The organism is Oceaniferula spumae (assembly GCF_042849255.1).
Classification (GTDB): domain Bacteria; phylum Verrucomicrobiota; class Verrucomicrobiia; order Verrucomicrobiales; family Akkermansiaceae; genus Oceaniferula; species Oceaniferula spumae.
In genome coordinates this window covers 3298375-3314114 of record NZ_AP026866.1, presented here as the reverse complement: position 1 = coordinate 3314114, position 15740 = coordinate 3298375, and the positions used below count along the sequence as shown (strand labels likewise).

General features: G+C 53.0%; 15 protein-coding genes. 12 read left to right on the top strand and 3 right to left on the bottom strand.

Annotation, left to right across the window (positions count from 1 at the left end; genetic code table 11):
* The first annotated feature begins 7 nt into the window (after nucleotides 1-7).
* The 6 genes from ACSPJT_RS14060 to ACSPJT_RS14035 all read left to right on the top strand — a co-directional run bounded on the left by ACSPJT_RS14060 (nucleotide 8) and on the right by ACSPJT_RS14035 (nucleotide 8397).
* The gene (locus tag ACSPJT_RS14060; RefSeq protein ID WP_435893195.1) at nucleotides 8-718 is read left to right on the top strand and encodes an SDR family oxidoreductase; all 711 of its coding nucleotides are present in this window, start codon (nucleotides 8-10) and stop codon (nucleotides 716-718) included.
* A 475-nt stretch (nucleotides 719-1193) separates the two neighbouring features.
* Nucleotides 1194-3773, top strand: a complete 2580-nt coding sequence (locus ACSPJT_RS14055) for a DNA topoisomerase III (protein ID WP_435893194.1) — start codon at nucleotides 1194-1196, stop codon at nucleotides 3771-3773.
* Nucleotides 3774-3825: 52 nt separating this feature from the next.
* The gene (locus ACSPJT_RS14050; RefSeq protein ID WP_435893193.1) at nucleotides 3826-4635 is read left to right on the top strand and encodes a LamG-like jellyroll fold domain-containing protein; all 810 of its coding nucleotides are present in this window, start codon (nucleotides 3826-3828) and stop codon (nucleotides 4633-4635) included.
* Nucleotides 4635-5435, top strand: coding sequence for a polysaccharide lyase (locus tag ACSPJT_RS14045; RefSeq protein ID WP_435893192.1), 801 nt, complete (start codon nucleotides 4635-4637; stop codon nucleotides 5433-5435). Before ACSPJT_RS14050 ends, ACSPJT_RS14045 begins: the two co-directional genes overlap by 1 nt.
* A gap of 81 nt (nucleotides 5436-5516) precedes the next feature.
* A complete protein-coding gene (locus tag ACSPJT_RS14040) occupies nucleotides 5517-7358 on the top strand; it encodes a phosphoenolpyruvate carboxykinase (GTP) (RefSeq protein WP_435893191.1) in 1842 nt (613 codons plus the stop codon).
* 97 nt (nucleotides 7359-7455) lie between these two features.
* Nucleotides 7456-8397, top strand: coding sequence for a hypothetical protein (locus ACSPJT_RS14035; protein WP_435893190.1), 942 nt, complete (start codon nucleotides 7456-7458; stop codon nucleotides 8395-8397).
* 91 nt (nucleotides 8398-8488) lie between these two features.
* Here ACSPJT_RS14035 and ACSPJT_RS14030 read toward each other — a convergent pair whose 3' ends face one another.
* A complete protein-coding gene (locus tag ACSPJT_RS14030) occupies nucleotides 8489-9007 on the bottom strand; it encodes a hypothetical protein (RefSeq protein ID WP_435893189.1) in 519 nt (172 codons plus the stop codon).
* 255 nt (nucleotides 9008-9262) lie between these two features.
* Nucleotides 9263-11026, bottom strand: a complete 1764-nt coding sequence (locus ACSPJT_RS14025; RefSeq protein WP_435893188.1) for a right-handed parallel beta-helix repeat-containing protein — start codon at nucleotides 11024-11026, stop codon at nucleotides 9263-9265.
* Nucleotides 11027-11334: 308 nt separating this feature from the next.
* Between ACSPJT_RS14025 and rplU the strand changes: the two genes are divergently transcribed.
* The 4 genes from rplU to ACSPJT_RS14005 all read left to right on the top strand — a co-directional run bounded on the left by rplU (nucleotide 11335) and on the right by ACSPJT_RS14005 (nucleotide 13119).
* Nucleotides 11335-11646 (top strand): 50S ribosomal protein L21, encoded by a 312-nt coding sequence (rplU, locus tag ACSPJT_RS14020; RefSeq protein WP_435893187.1) that lies wholly within the window; start codon nucleotides 11335-11337, stop codon nucleotides 11644-11646.
* Nucleotides 11647-11673: 27 nt separating this feature from the next.
* Entirely contained in the window at nucleotides 11674-11928 is a 255-nt protein-coding gene (gene rpmA, locus ACSPJT_RS14015) for a 50S ribosomal protein L27 (protein WP_435893186.1), read from the top strand.
* A gap of 145 nt (nucleotides 11929-12073) precedes the next feature.
* The gene (locus tag ACSPJT_RS14010; protein ID WP_435893185.1) at nucleotides 12074-12655 is read left to right on the top strand and encodes an N-acetyltransferase family protein; all 582 of its coding nucleotides are present in this window, start codon (nucleotides 12074-12076) and stop codon (nucleotides 12653-12655) included.
* 209 nt (nucleotides 12656-12864) lie between these two features.
* Nucleotides 12865-13119, top strand: a complete 255-nt coding sequence (locus ACSPJT_RS14005) for a PEP-CTERM sorting domain-containing protein (protein WP_435893184.1) — start codon at nucleotides 12865-12867, stop codon at nucleotides 13117-13119.
* Nucleotides 13120-13135: 16 nt separating this feature from the next.
* On the opposite strand, the gene ACSPJT_RS14000 is transcribed toward ACSPJT_RS14005, so the two are convergent.
* Complete coding sequence (locus ACSPJT_RS14000; protein WP_435893183.1) at nucleotides 13136-14053, bottom strand: DUF6268 family outer membrane beta-barrel protein; 918 nt, start codon at nucleotides 14051-14053, stop codon at nucleotides 13136-13138.
* 117 nt (nucleotides 14054-14170) lie between these two features.
* Here ACSPJT_RS14000 and ACSPJT_RS13995 point away from each other — a divergent pair, with 117 nt between their 5' ends.
* Together ACSPJT_RS13995 and ACSPJT_RS13990 are read left to right on the top strand one after the other, a co-directional pair.
* Nucleotides 14171-14980, top strand: coding sequence for a hypothetical protein (locus tag ACSPJT_RS13995; RefSeq protein ID WP_435893182.1), 810 nt, complete (start codon nucleotides 14171-14173; stop codon nucleotides 14978-14980).
* A gap of 11 nt (nucleotides 14981-14991) precedes the next feature.
* Nucleotides 14992-15732, top strand: coding sequence for a hypothetical protein (locus ACSPJT_RS13990; protein WP_435893181.1), 741 nt, complete (start codon nucleotides 14992-14994; stop codon nucleotides 15730-15732).
* Nucleotides 15733-15740 lie beyond the last annotated feature (8 nt).

The following is a 15740-nucleotide window of genomic DNA, read 5'->3' as shown; positions in this document are numbered from 1 at the left end:
CACTCTTATGAACGACTCAATTTTCTCAGGAAAAACCGCCCTCGTCACCGGAGCCTCGTCCGGCATGGGTTTCGCGATCGCTGAACGGCTCCAACAAGCCGGTGCCCAGGTGTTCGGTCTTTGCCGAAATACGGATAATCTTCCCGCCGATGTGACAGCCATTCAGTGTGATCTGAGTGACCCCGCTCAGATCGATGACGCGTTTTCGGGAATTAAACAGCTCGATATCCTGATTAACAACGCAGGCATCGCCATGCTCGCCGGAATTTCCGACGGTGACCCGGCCGACTGGGAATTGATGTGGCGAGTCAACGTGCACGCCCTCGCCATTTGTTGCCAAAAGGCCCTCGATGTATTTCCTGAGTCTGGCGGACAGATCATCAATATTTCCAGCATGAGCGGTCATCGCGTGCCTAAAACAGGCGGATTTTATGCGCCCACTAAGTTCGCTGTCCGAGCAATCACAGAGGCTCTACGCAGCGAACTACGCTTCCAAGGCAACAAAACCCGGGTGGCCACCGTCTCTCCGGGATTTGTGGAAACCCCACTTCTGGATGTTTATTTCGCCGGCCGAGAGGATCAGTTGGAAAAAACCAAAGCCTCGATGAAAATGCTCCAGCCCGAGGATGTGGCCGAGTCGGTGATGCACATGCTTCGCACACCCGATCACGTGGATCTCACCGATATTCAAATGCGCTGCACCGAACAAAAAAGCTGAGCACAGGACTCAATTTTGTCACAAAAATATCAGAATAAGTTAATAATCAACTTGAAACAACAGATTGCTACGGCATAATGCGAATAACGCACAATGCCAGCATACGCCTACACACTAAGCTTTCCCTGCCCTGACTGCGGCGGCATCCTTACGATGCACAGCCCCGAAGCCAGTGGCTGTTGTCCACTGTGTAACTGTGATCTCAAAGTTAATCTCTCTGTCGAGAAAAACGAAATCATCCCGATCAACGGGGAAGAAGATAATCAGCTAGCTTGGGAAAAGCGTGCTTTCCGGAAGTGCAAGAGCGCGGTTTGACGTGCTCAGGCGCTGAAAACACATTGTGAAAACGGTTTCTTACACCGTTGATTTTCAAGTGCCTTTGCAGGCTTGAATATTCTTCCTACTACGTAGGAAAGAGCGCGATTGCAAAAAATTCCCTTTTCAATCGGTGTTTCCGAGCGTAATGCCCACTCCCATGTCGAAGACCCTAATCATCGCGGAGAAGCCCTCCGTCGCCACCGATCTCTCCAGTGCACTCGCAAAAGCACCCGAAGTCGGCAAGTTTGAAAAGAAAGGTAAAGGTCGCGATGTTTACTTTGAAAATGACAATTTCGTCATCACTTCCGCCGTCGGTCACTTGGTCGAGCTGAAGATGCCCCAAGGCCCGATTGGCAAAAATGGCAAACCGCGCAACCTCCCGTGGAACTTCGAGGTACTGCCAGCTATTCCTGACAAATTCGAACTGCAACCGATCGAGCAGTCCGAGACCCGCCTGAAGCAAGTCCTCCGTCTTTGCCGCCGCAAGGACATTGATACCATCGTTAATGCTTGTGACGCCGGCCGCGAAGGCGAACTTATCTTCCGTTACATTCTCGAGCTTGGCAAAATCGACAAGCCGGTCAAACGCCTCTGGATGCAGTCCATGACCCAAGGCGCCATCCTCGATGCCTGGAGCAGCCTGCGCAGCGACGAGCAGATGAAGGACCTCGCCGATGCCGCCAAGTGCCGCTCGGAGTCAGACTGGCTCGTTGGCCTCAACTCCACCCGCGCCCTTACTTGTTTCCGCTCACGCCACGGTGGTTTCAACATCACCGCCGCCGGTCGCGTCCAGACCCCCACCCTCGCCATCCTCGCCAAGCGCGAAATGGAAATCCGCGAGTTCATCTCAGAGCCCTACAGCGAAGTCCACGCCGACTTCTCCGTGACCAAAGGCGAATACTCAGGCCGCTGGATCAATGAGTCATGGAAGCGCGATCCCCAGCACCCGCACTCACGCCCAGAGCGGATTTGGAAAACCGCCGACGCCGATGCCATCCGCGACCGCTGTGAGGGCAAGACCGGCACCGTCACCGAAGAGCAGAAGCCGACCAAACAAGCCTCACCACAGCTCTACGATCTAACAACTCTCCAGCGCGAAGCCTCCTCACGTTTCGGCTTCTCCGCCAAGCGCACCCTCCAGGTCGCCCAGGCTCTTTACGAGAAATACAAAATGCTCACCTACCCGAGAACGGACTCCCGCTACCTGCCGGAAGACTATCTCAACAACGTGCACGAAACCGTCGATGCCATCGCTCAGCAAGGCGGCGAACTCGGCAAACACGCCAAACACGCACAGTCAGAAAAACTCATCGTGCCGAGCAAGCGCGTCTTCAACAACGCCAAGATCTCCGATCACTTTGCCATCATCCCCACTGGACGTTTTGTCAAAATGGACGAAGCCGCCGAGAAACTTTTCGACCTCGTCACCAAGCGATTCCTCGCCGTCTTCTACCCTTCCGCCGAGTTCCTCAACACCCGCCGCATCACTCGCGTCGAGAACCCCGGCACCGTGGACGCTTTCCTAACAACCGGAAAAATCCTCGTCAACCCGGGCTGGCTTGCCGTTTACGGTCGTCAGCCAGGTGTCGCTTCAGGAAAAGACGAACTTTGCGCCGTATCCGAAGGCGAATCCGCTCAGGTCGATCACATCGAGGTCAAACACGACGAGACCAAACCACCCGCCCGCTACAACGAAGCCACCCTGCTCTCCGCCATGGAAGGCGCCGGCAAACTCATCGACGATGAAGAGCTGCGCGAGGCCATGGCCGACCGCGGACTCGGCACCCCCGCCACTCGCGCCGCCACCATCGAGGGCCTGCTGCGCCAGAAATACATCGAGCGTGACGGTCGCGACCTGCACGTCACCCGCCGCGGCCTGCGCCTGATCGAGATCACCGACGAACTTGGCATTCAAGCCCTCGCCTCCGCCTCCATGACCGGCGACTGGGAAAGCAAACTCCGCCAGATGGAACACGGAAAGCTCTCCCGCCCCGAGTTCATGCGTGAGATCATCGACTTCACCAGCGACATCGTCAACAAGGCGAAGAAATACACCTCAGAGCTTCAGAACAAGACGTTCCCTGACCTCATCGCCACCTGCCCGAACTGTCAGGCCGACAAACTCAAAGTCACCGATGCCACCATCGAGTGCTACAACCCCGAGTGTGGCTTCAAAACCAACCGCCACATCGCCTCGCGCACTCTCACCGACTCAGAAGCGAAAGAGCTATTGGAAAAGAAATTCATCGGACCATTGGAAGGATTCAAATCCCGCTTCAACCGTCCCTTCGATGCTGCCTTGGAACTGAAACAAGAAGTTTCCAAGACAGGAAAACTCGGCAAATGGAAAGTCAGTTTCGTCTTCGATAACGGCGAAGACGAGCGCGACGATCTCACCGACGATCAAATCATCGCCGAGGTCACCACCCCCGATGGCAAAGACGTCAAGATCTACGAGACCGCCAACGCCTGGTATGTTCCCGCCATCACCAACAAGGACAACCCAGAAGGCATTCGCATTTCACGCACCATCCTCCAGTGTGAGATCCCAAGTGAGCAAGGCATCAAGCTCATCGAAAAAGGCAAGACCGACCTCCTGCCCGGCTTCGTTTCCAAGCGCACCAAACGCGCCTTCTCCGCCTACCTCTGCTACGATACCGAAACCGGCAAGATCGGTTTCGAGTTCGAGCCAAGGAAAAAAACGGCGAAGAAAAAATCTGCTAAAAAAGAGAAATAATGTCGATTTGACGCTGTATCTTTAGTCATCTATAACGACTGATACAGATCATATGAAAACTCTCTCAATTGCCCTCATCGCCACCAGTACCCTCTGCTTGGCTCCAGCTCAGGCCGCGCTCATAGCACAATACGAGTTGAACGAAGCTGCCGGACCAACACTCAATGACAGTGCTGGCACTAACACATCCGGTACGCAAGCAGGTGCAGCTCATCTGTACAATCAAGCAGCCATACCAGCAGGCAGTTATGGAGCACTCACGCTCGGCCCATCACAATTTGGCGCTACCGCTGGCTTATCTGCTCCGAATGGCCAGTGGGTCACCGGAGTGAACAACGAGTTCGGCACTCTGCAGAACAACTTCACTGTGATGGCCTGGATTAATCCGAATGCGATATCGGCTGGCACAAACCAGCGAATCCTTTCGCGCTCAGGGATCACCAGCCAGGGCAACAATGGCGGCCTCAATGGTGGCTGGGGCTTCGGCCTCTTTGGCAATGAAATCCGTATCACGGGCTACAGCGTTGTCGACTCTACTTCAACAGGCGCGAACATTACAGCTGGCACTTGGCAACACATCGCCGCCACTAAAAGCTCCACAGACGGGGTATCATTTTACGTCAATGGCAACTTGGTCGACACCAACGCAGGTGATACGGGCAACTGGCAAACCAGCAACGACGGCTGGATGCTTTTCAATGCTTTTGGAGGACATAACTTCGTAGGTCTGGGTGATGAAATTCGTGTGTATGATACGGTTCTGAACCTTAGTGAAATCCGTGCAGCAGCCGTACCGGAACCCTCGACCTCCGTATTGTTCGGTCTCGGAGCCATCGCTTTCCTTCTGCGTCGCAGAAAGTAATGACGCTTAGGCTCGCAGGCATCATCTCCCTACTCACAGTGGGTGCAGCTCCCTGTGCTGAGCCTATACTACTGACAGAGAGCTTCAACAGCCCTACCAAGTCCGGTCTGGCGGAGCAGTTATTGCAACACAAGCACGTTGCACTCGCGAAGTCAGCTGGTCCAGATGGCTCAGATGCCATTAGGGTGACCTACGTCCCCTACCCTCGTGGCAGCGAGAGAGTCGTCTCCCGTTTCCCACTTGGCCGGAAGGTAACCCGTGCCACTCTCAGCTTCGACGTCTGCTTTGATCGGGATTTTGACTTCAGAAAAGGTGGCAAACTCCATGGACTGGGGCCACAGAAGCCTGTCACAGGAGGAAATCCTCGCAGCCCCGAACGATGGAGCGCACGCCTGATGTTTGAAGACAAGGGGCACGCCAGAACCTATATTTACGACCAAAACCCGAAGGCCAAATACGGCATCGGGAACAAAACCCGTGGCGCCGTTTTCAGCAAGGGTGTCTGGCACCGCGTCGACCTACAAGTGGCTTTAAACACCTCCGGAAATAGCAACGGCTTCGTCCTGTTAGTCATCGACGGCAAGAAGGTAGCCAGCAGCGATCATCTCAATCTGCGTGGAAAAGACAGTCAGAGAACTTTGATCCAGACCTTCCTGTTCAGCACTTTCCACGGTGGCCATGACCCATCGAGGTCGCCGCGCGATGCCAAAGAAAAGCCAGTTAAAGTTCACGCGCTCTTTGATAACATTTCTGTTAGTGAGGGTTTGGTAACTTCGCCAAGGATACAAAAAGGAAAGTGAGAACCTCATTTTCTCACCAAAAACCAGTCCTCAGCGGCACTAGCCTTGCTTCTTACGGACGGTTTTACTAGGTTCTTTTACATGAGCAAAATTGAAGGCACTACTCACCCCGCTCTCACCAGCTGGATCACCAAAATGACCAAACTCTGCCAGCCGGCCAATGTCCGCTGGTGTGACGGCTCCCAAGAAGAATGGGATGAACTCACCGAGCTCCAAGTCTCCACTGGCACGCTCACACGCCTCAACCCCGAGATCCGTCCGAACTCTTTCCTTGCTCGCTCATCCCCTGGCGACGTCGCCCGCGTGGAAGACCGCACCTTCATCTGCACCCGCCGCCCGGATCTCGCCGGCCCAACCAACAACTGGGCCGATGCCAGTGAAATGCTGAAGAAGATGCATGAGAAATTCTCCGGCTGCATGCAGGGCCGCACCATGTATGTGATTCCGTTTTGCATGGGTCCCATCGATTCACCTCTCGCCAAGATCGGCGTTCAGGTCACTGACTCTCCCTACGTGGTCATCAATATGCGCATCATGGCCAACATGGGTGCTGAAGTCCTGAAACGTCTGGAAGATGAAAAAAGCGGCGCAGCCCCAGCGAAACGTGATGGTCATAAACTCTTCATCCCATGCGCCCATACCGTCGGCATGCCACTCACCGAGGGGGTGGATGATATTCCTTGGCCTTGTAATGATGACAAATACATCTGCCACTTCCCAGAGACCCGCGAAGTCTGGTCCTATGGTTCTGGCTACGGCGGCAATGCCCTGTTAGGTAAAAAATGCCTCGCTTTACGCATCGCATCTAACATCGCCCGCGAGCACAACTGGATGGCAGAACACATGCTCATCCTCGGCTTGGAATCTCCGCGCGGCGAGAAGACCTACGTCTCCGCCGCCTTCCCTTCCGCTTGTGGCAAAACCAACCTCGCCATGCTGGTGCCACCGAAGGAATACGTCGACGCAGGCTGGAAAACCACCATCATCGGTGACGATATCGCCTGGCTCTGGCCACACAAGGATGGCACTCTGCACGCTATCAATCCGGAAGCTGGATATTTCGGCGTCGCGCCCGGCACATCCTACGAGACCAATCCCATCGCAATGGACTCGATGAAGGAAAACTGCATCTTCACCAACGTGGCATTGACCGACGACGGCGACGTCTGGTGGGAAGGCCTGACCAAAGAAGCCCCTGAACATCTCATCGATTGGCAAGGTAATAACTGGACACCGGCCAGTGAAAAACCAGCCGCGCACCCGAACGCCCGCTTCACAGCCCCGGCCTCGCAGTGTCCCACGATCGACCCCGACTGGCAAAACCCGGAAGGTGTTCCTATTTCGGCCATCATCTTCGGTGGTCGCCGCCCGTCCACCATGCCGCTCGTTTACCAAGCATTCAACTGGAGCCACGGCGTCTACATCGGTGCCACCATGGGCTCTGAAGTCACCGCCGCCGCCATCGGCCTCAAGGCGGGTGTTAGACGTGACCCCTTCGCCATGCTTCCCTTCACCGGATACAATATGGGAGAATACTTCGGCCACTGGCTCTCGATGCGAAACAAGATCAAGAACCTGCCACGCATCTTTCATGTGAACTGGTTCCGCGTCGACGAAGACGGCAAGTTCCTCTGGCCTGGATTCGGCGAAAACATGCGTGTTTTAGAATGGATCACCAAGCGCTGTCACGGTCGCATCCCTGGCCACGAAACCCAGATCGGCTGGACTCCACACTTCGAAGATTTCGACACAGACGGACTCGAAGGGTTCGGAGAAGAAGACTTCGACAAAGCCATGGCCTTCAACAAGGACGAGTGGAAAGCGGAACTCCTCTCACAAGGAGAACTCTTCCTCAAGCTCTACGATCACATGCCCAAGGAGCTCGTCTTTCAGAAAGAACTCATGGCTTCCAGATTAAGTTAATCGAAAAAGCTATCCCTTCCAGTGACACTGGATCGTGGGCAGATCTCGTCTTGCCATGGATCAACAAGTGACCACACAGAATTGCACAGTATTACCAATGAACGCCTTCGCCATCCCAACCCTGTCATTGTTTACCGCGATTGCCATAATATCCGGACTGAACGCACAGCCCTCAAGGACCGACTTGTTCAAGCAAAACCTCAGTCCTGCGCATTATCTCGCCATTTCAGAGTTCCTGAAAGATTCCCCGGAAAAGCTGAAGCACTACAGGGCAAAGCCCGGGCAGACTTGCACACAGGATGAGGCTGTCACCGAACTGACGCGATTCTACCAATCCGAGCACAAATCCAAAAAGCTTTTCGAGCCCGATAGCCTTCAGCGTTTACAAAGCCATATTGACAAGTTGAAGCAGCAGCTGGCCAAAGCGAAGGCTGCTAACGCAAAAACCGATCAAAAAGTCGCCGCCAGTCAGGCAAAAGAGCATAAAGAATTAACGAGCAAACTTCAGGAGGCAGAAGTTAAGTTATCCGAATACGAAAAGCAGGCCGCCAGCTATGAACGTGAGCTATCAGTAAAAACCCCCAAACTGGAAAAACTCAAGGCCGCTGCCGAGAATGCCGAAACGAAGGCGGCAAAAGCTAGCAATGATGAAGCTCTGGCTCGAAAGAAAAATGACGATGCGGCCATCGCCAAGACACGAGAAGCATGGAAACTAGCCAATAAAGAAGCAAGGGATCGCCAGGAGACCTATGCAAAAGGCAGGAAAATCATCGCGGAACTTCGGGCTCAATTAGAAAATTCCGGCGCCCATGCGAAGCTCAAGAAGCGAGAGATAGCAATGTATAAACAACGCTTAAAAGAAACGAGCGGTGATCCCACACCCCCATCAATCTACCAAAATTTCGAAGCCTCCATCAAAGGAAAGCAACGTCAACTCGACCACAACAGCTTCCTCCTCCTTCGATACCAATCGGCGAGGTCCTTCCTCGAAAAACGCGGAGTCAAATTCGATGAGCAGGGCGCACTACTAACTCAATAGCATACAGGCTCGATCCTCGAGTCAGCGGGCGGTAACATCACTGAGGCTGGCTATTCATAGCCCGGTAAGAACTTTTCTCGATCCATCTGGATTACGGGCTCCACCGCACATTCGCGCCGACGGCAGCAAGGGCTCCTAGACGGTTCCCTTTTAGGATGGAATATTTCATGGCAGAATTTTTGCCTTCCAGAGGGAGCCGGAGCAAAAGCAACTCGAAACCATTGCCATCGAATAGTTTCAGTCGGGCAACGCCATTGGTACGATCATAATAGAAAACGATCAAACCATCCGAAACACGGTTTTTTGCAAGCATCAGACCTATTTTCTTCGGGTTTTTGATGTTGATTAGATTATCAAATGACAAACCTAACGGCTCGGCATGGAGGACTTTGAGGTCAACGGTGTTTTCGCTCCAAGGGAATAGCTTACCCACTTGATCTCCGGAATAGAGTTTTTTCATATCCATGACCAGAAGCTCGGCGAGGCGTTTACCTTCCGCAGTGGTGTGCGCCGGAGTGGCATCGATAAATGCAATATCGAGCCCGCGCGAGCCTGCACGAGCAGCGAGAGGCAGGCAGCAAAGCAGAAGAAGGAGAGTGAGTTTTTTCATAGCCCTCGGATCATAACAGTGCGGTAAGAACGGGGCAAGCTGGAAGAGTTCACAGGGCAATTACAGGGCATCATCCTTGATCAATGATGGAGCCCTTTTTAATTTTATGTTAGATTACAGACCCTTTAGCCATATTTTTCCCTCTCACCTGTTCTGCTGAAAAAAATTCATCTTAGATGTAGGTCGTTCCCTACATAAGAATGCACCTGTCCAACATTGTCGAAGACTCCGACCGTATGAGATCGGCAGCAATCTTCACTCCTGAGCCGTATGGGAAAGTCTGTAATACTGCATCGGAACAGAACTGGAGATCCCGAATACGATCGGCGACCTCGATTGATTCTGAATCACGTTATAGGATGACCAATCCTGCAAATCGTCAGACCGGTGAATATCCACGGGTGCATCAGTCAGAAAATACAGCCGAATTTGAGAGCCAGTGTATTCGATATCGATGATTTTTTTTGTTCCTGGAGCTGGTCTTGCTTCGAATGCTCCGGGATCAGGTGCGTAGCCAAGAGACCGTAATTTTCCATCCGCGTCCTCGTCGTCCCATGGGTGAACAAGATATTTTTTCCGTGTCAAATCGATCAACCCGGAATCAGGGGGCAAATGCAGATAACCGGCAGAGGATTTAAGAAAACGAGTATGATCGCCCACAGTTGAAACCGTCAAATTGATTGGCGACTGAAATGTGAGTGTAGGAGGGGCGTCTGCTTGGAAAGGTGTAAAGTTCGGCTCCGCAGGGTCGGCATTGGGCAAGTCTTCAGAATCTGAGTAATTGCTGTAAAAGGCGGGAGTTCTGGCGGTTTGACCATCCACATGCACAGACATTTGCAACGGACTAAAACCCCCGGCCCCCCAATTCTGGTGAAATATATTGTTAGAAAACGTGGTGGTGCCCGAGAAACCGTTACCAGCAAAGAGGACCGCCCCTCCATAAGCAGGATATTTATCAATGCTTCCGCCACAGGTATTGTATGCGAACGTATTGTTCGTGAAGACAGCCTCTCCGTTGTGCCTGATATAGACTCCCCCTCCACCGGTATTGGAGAAGCCGTAGTGTCCAGCATGATTCCCCGAGAAGAGAGTGTTTACGACTTCCAGATTGATCTTCGTAAACGTATAAACCGCCCCCCCAAAACGGTGTGCATAATTTCCTTTGAACTGACATCTTGCGATATGGCTGTGAGGTTCAAACCCAGGGCCGTCCAAACCTTCGAAGTAGAGTCCTCCGCCATACTGCGAGTAGTTCTCCACAAACAGAGTATCCGTCAGTTGGAGGCTATGATTCTCCACATATAGCGCACCATAGGCATACGGAGTGGAATTATTACCATTTTGCTGAAACACACATTGAGAGACCTCCAAGGCCTGTGGGGATGCCTCTGGGTCATTGATATAACAAACTGCTGTTCCTAGGTCGGCATCCGTATCATTGAAGTAAAAATAGCACCTGTTCAGCGTAAGAACACCGCCATCAACTGCCAGAATCGCACTCCCACCAGGTTCTAGAAAACCTCCGGACTGACTGTGTCCAGAAACAAACCAAAGCCCGTCTAGCACGGTAGGACCAGCCGGTTCGTGCAATGTCATGATATGGTGCGAGCTATTCACTGCCGGACCACCATCGGGCACACCGTCGCCATTCGTGTCGGGCAATGATTCCGTATAATCGCCTGAAAGCACCGTCTTGTGGGTCAGCGGGTCAGCCGAAACACCTCCCCCTGACGGAAAACCACCTTGAATGGTCACCGCTCCACGGAACAGATAGGTATCAGCGCTGGTAGTCCCAGGGTGGTAAACTCCTTTTGCCATCAGAATCGTATCACCCCGATCATACACAGTGAGCGCCTCTTGGAGAGTTTTGAAAGCATTTTTCCAAGAGAGACCATCCGATCCGGTTTGGTTATTGCTGGCATCGACGTAATAAGTTTCCGCTCGTGCCGTCGATAGAAGAGAGAGGCAGACAGTGGCGGAGATGAGTATGCAACGAGCCAAATGGAGTAAATTCAACATGGTATCAGGGGGTATCATGATCGAACAAGCACCCTAGAACCTGCCACATATGATGTAAAACTGATTCGGCTCAACCAGCAAAAGCTCATTTCCCAAACATCGTTGAAACAACCTTGAAACCAACAATTCATAACAACGAAGCGCCAAATGATATGGCTCAGTTAAATAATATTAAAAAAACTTGGCCGCAGGCTAAAATTTGCTTGCCCAGCAGGCTAGACTGTGGTGAATTCCCGCCCCCCGCACGGCGCACAAGGTGTGTTCCGTCGGTTTTCAAGCAATTTAAGCAACCCAAGGAGAATATTCCCATGGCATACGCAGTTTTCAAAACAGGTGGTAAACAATACCGCGTTCAAGAAGGTGACACACTCGACGTTGAGAAGATCGACGCCGAAGTTGGCTCCGAAGCAAAATTCGAGGAAGTTCTCCTTACCAACAACGGCAGCGACATTTCAGTCGGTGCTCCATTTGTTGACGGTGCAGTCGTGACCGCCAAGGTCGTCGATCAGTTCCGCGGTAAAAAGGGAGTTGCTTTCAAATTCAAGCGTCGCCAAGGTTACCACAAGACCAAGGGCTTCCGCCGTCACATGACCAAGCTGGAAATCACCAGCATTGGCTAATTCCAAACTACTTACTACTTTTATACCATGGCTCATAAGAAAGGACAGGGTTCCGTCAAGAACGGTCGCGATTCACGCAGCAAGCGCCTCGGCGTTAAGAAATTCGGCGGCGAAGTTGTCACAGCTGGCAACATCATCATCCGTCAGCGTGGCACTAAGTGGCACCCAGGTGACAACGTTTACATCAGCAAGGATCACACCATCCACGCTAAGGTCGACGGCAACGTTTACTTCGATAAGAACGGTCGCCGCGTCAATGTGAAGCTCGCTGAAGCGGTCTAACACAGAGACAGATCAACTATTTTCAAAAGCCCCGCTGGTTCATCCGGCGGGGCTTTTTTATTCTCCTCCCATGGATTCAAGCGCTTGTTTATTGGAACTGGTGGATGCCCGTTGACGGCAGTTGTGAGAAGCATAAACTAGAAGGGTGCAAGACCATCTTCTCCTCAACCTGCGCGATGGCACACCGGTGGTGGCTCGGCCTCTTGACCCAAGCGACCGCGAAGGGCTGGCTGAAGGCTATCGAAGGCTTTCGCCAGAGGCGCGATACCAGCGGTTCTGGGTACGCACTGGGGACGTCATCAGCGACAGCACGCTCGACCGCCTGCTGAATACAGATACCGAAAACCATTCAACCTGGGCCATTCTCGACCGCTCACGTGATTACCCCGGACTCGGAGCCGCGAGCTTCTGGCGATCGAAAACCGATCCCACAGACGCGGAGTTCTCGGTCACCGTGCTGGACACCGAACAAGGGCGCGGCATAGGGACTCTGTTATTGGCCATCCTCTGGATTCAGGCATATCAACAAGGTATCGAAACATTCACCGGATACGCCATGCCGGAAAACCAAAAGGCGATCGACTGGCTATGCGATACCGGAGCCACCGGACACTGGGATGGTTACCAAGCGATTTTCCGATGGAACCTCAACGACGTCTCCAGCCTACCCATGACACCGGCTGCAGGCGATCTGGCACAGTGGCTGGCGGAGCTGACACCGGCGTGAGCTACCTTGCTCGGTTCCGTCTCGACCATGCGGTCGCCGATGGAGACGTCCGCAAAAGGAAGGGCTACATTGACGTCTAGGACGGCGTCAATGGTGGGGCATGGTGTAGCGCTAGGTATACGATTGGTGCGGTAAACGATCAGGGAGAAGACTTTGAAAACACCAGCTGGGGATCGGGCCAGAATTCTAATAAAGTCGATCAACTCCCAGTGCCCGGCCCGGGAGGAAATTCTACGTTCGACAACGTCGGCACGAACAACGACGAGGGAAACTACATCGTTTTATCCGGGATATCAGGATCCAGCTACAATTTGTCGGCTCAAGGCGCCGGAGCTCTCTCCGGTTCGCCCTTGCGAGCTCCGATCAATGGCATCCAGATCATTCAAGTGGTCCCAGAACCCAGCACCACCGCTTTGTTGGCACTAGGTTCGTTGGCCTTAATCAGCCGACGCCGGAAAGCGTAGCTCTCTCTGGCGGATCTTACCAAGCTGCCACGCGCAGTCCGAGATTCACGAACCAAGCACCGTCCGCGCCTTCGTCGAAGATGTCGCCGCCTGAGGCTGTCTCAATTTCCAGGTTATTGGCCAGATTGGTACCTGCCCAGAGACTCAACCATACTTTATCTGTGAGGCGGCGCTCTACGCCGATGGCTGCGTTATAACTGCGCATGGATACGTCGAAGCTGTTGCCGTTCTCCTCAACATTCCAAACACCACCACCAGGCCAGACTCCGAAACGAACTAACCAATCGTTATGCGGCTGCCATGTGGCTGTGAATGTGGCACCTAACAAGGCGATATGAACATCATCCACTGGGCGCCATTGGAACCCGATCGCTGGATAGAGAGAGTGATCACCTGTGGTGTTATCGACTCCGACTCCACCCACGATGGAGAACTTGGAGTTCAAGGCGTAACGAAAGCCCAAGCGGCCGTTGAGCGAAAAGTCATCACCGTCGACTCCGTTAAAATCCGAGGAGACGCCTGGCGACAGAGACATTAGCCAAGACCATTTGCTACCTTGCTGGTGATGCAGCCAAGTGAAGCTCAAGCGCAAGTCGTGCAGGTCCATATTTCCCAGCCTGGTATCTGTGTCCAGCCATGTGGCTTCGTAGCGGAGCCCTACACCGACGGCATTGCAGTCGTTAACATGAATCATTCCACCAAGTGGCGTTTCCAAGAGTAGTCGGTCATAGGAGAAGCCTCCGTTGATGTCATCAAAGTCCATGTCTCCTGTGCTGCTGATCTGCAGCTTGGCGGATGGAGCATTCATGGCGTCCTGACCCAATGTGAAATCGGCAATACTCACTTTGCCAGTGGAGGTGTCGGCACAGACGAGCGAGGCGGAGGCTAGCAGCGAAGCGGCACCGAGCAGAGCGGGAACAGGATTTTTATGCATGCCTAATGAATACCACATCCACCCTTTACGTCCCAAGCATAATCACCCGCAGACTTCACTGTGTGCCCTAAATCTATCTCGACACCTGACCTGCGGAATCTAACCTAATGAATACCTATGAAACCTACCACCAAATACACCTTCTTCGGGCTCGCAGCCGCAGCTGGAATTGTCTCCCTGACGGCCCAGCCCGAGAGTAAACCAGCCGCCGAAAAACCAAATGGTGCCCCAGCAGCCAAAGTCGAGGAAATCGATGTCTCTCGCAATGTGCGTGTTCAGTTCGATTACATCGAGATTCCACTGGCCACCATGAGCAAGTTAATGGTGGATGATGAAGCCACAAAAACTGACACCATCTTGAGAGCCCGCGTGGCTGAACTGGTCAAAACCGGTAAAGCCAAACTCCTCGAAGTCCAGATGCTCACTGTGCCGGACGGCCAAAAGGCAACGACGGAATCTATCCGTGAAATGATTTACCCCACGGAATACGAACCACCAGAACTTCCTAACACCATTCACATTCATACTGGTCAAGCCAAGGATGGGACTACTGTCATCGGTGCTGAATTTGCCAAAGATGTAGCCACCGGCCCCACACCCACGGCCTTTGAGACTCGGAATGTCGGCTCAACTCTCGAGATCGAACCTTCCATCGATCCGGATGCCCCCTACATCTCATTGAGGTTCGCTCCAGAAATTGTCTATTACATCGAAAACCTCACCTACGCCGAATGGAATGGGAAGCATGGCAAAGCTGACATTGTCATGCCCGTCTTCTATTCCTTGCGAGTGACCTCTGCAGCCACCCTCGCTAACGGGAAACCTACTCTGGTCACGGCGATGTCTCCCAAGGATGACAAGGGAGTCACTGATCACACGCGTAAGATCTTGGTGTTCGCCAAAGCCACCATCCTGCCCACTCAATAATCTGTTAGGTTATGCGGAGATTAATTACATGCAGTCTGTTAGCCCTTGCCAGCACGATCACGCTGGCAGAGGTAGACCCTTTCGGTGAGGACTCGTGTGATGCTCCGGATAAACCTGCCCAGGCCCCTCGGAATATCCGAGTCCAGATGGTCTTCATTGAAGTGTCTCAATCGCAGGCAAGACAGTTACTTAAACAGCCCACTTCGCTCTACAGTAGAGTGCAGGAGCAGCTTAAGGAAGGGAAGGCATCATTGCTTAACCATACCGTTCTTATTGCCAGATCAGGGGAACGCTCAAGGGTCGGTTCTGTGCGTGAGCTGATCTATCCTACCGAGGTGGAGGCTCATTCTCTCCCTCCCGTAAAGAATGGACTCGCAGGAAACATACCTGAGCTTCCTAAACTCAGACCGACCGCTTCCTGCCCAACTGCATTTGAAACCCACCACGTAGGCGAGAGTTTACTAATTGAACCAACTATCAGCGAGGACGGAGGTCACATCGAGCTATGGCTCCTACATGAACTAGTCAGCCACCGTCGCGACTCAGTCATGGTCACTCACAAAGACCGATGGGGTAGAGCCGATGTTCGCATGCCGGAGTTCGATACCATGACCACCAACACCTCCATCAATTTGGCCGATGGGAAAATGCAGTTCGTCAGTATTCACACACCTCAACTGGATACAGGCGATCTGGATACCTCTCGAAAGATTCTTGTGTTCGTGAAGGCTAGTATCGTGTCGCCGAAGTGACTTTGACT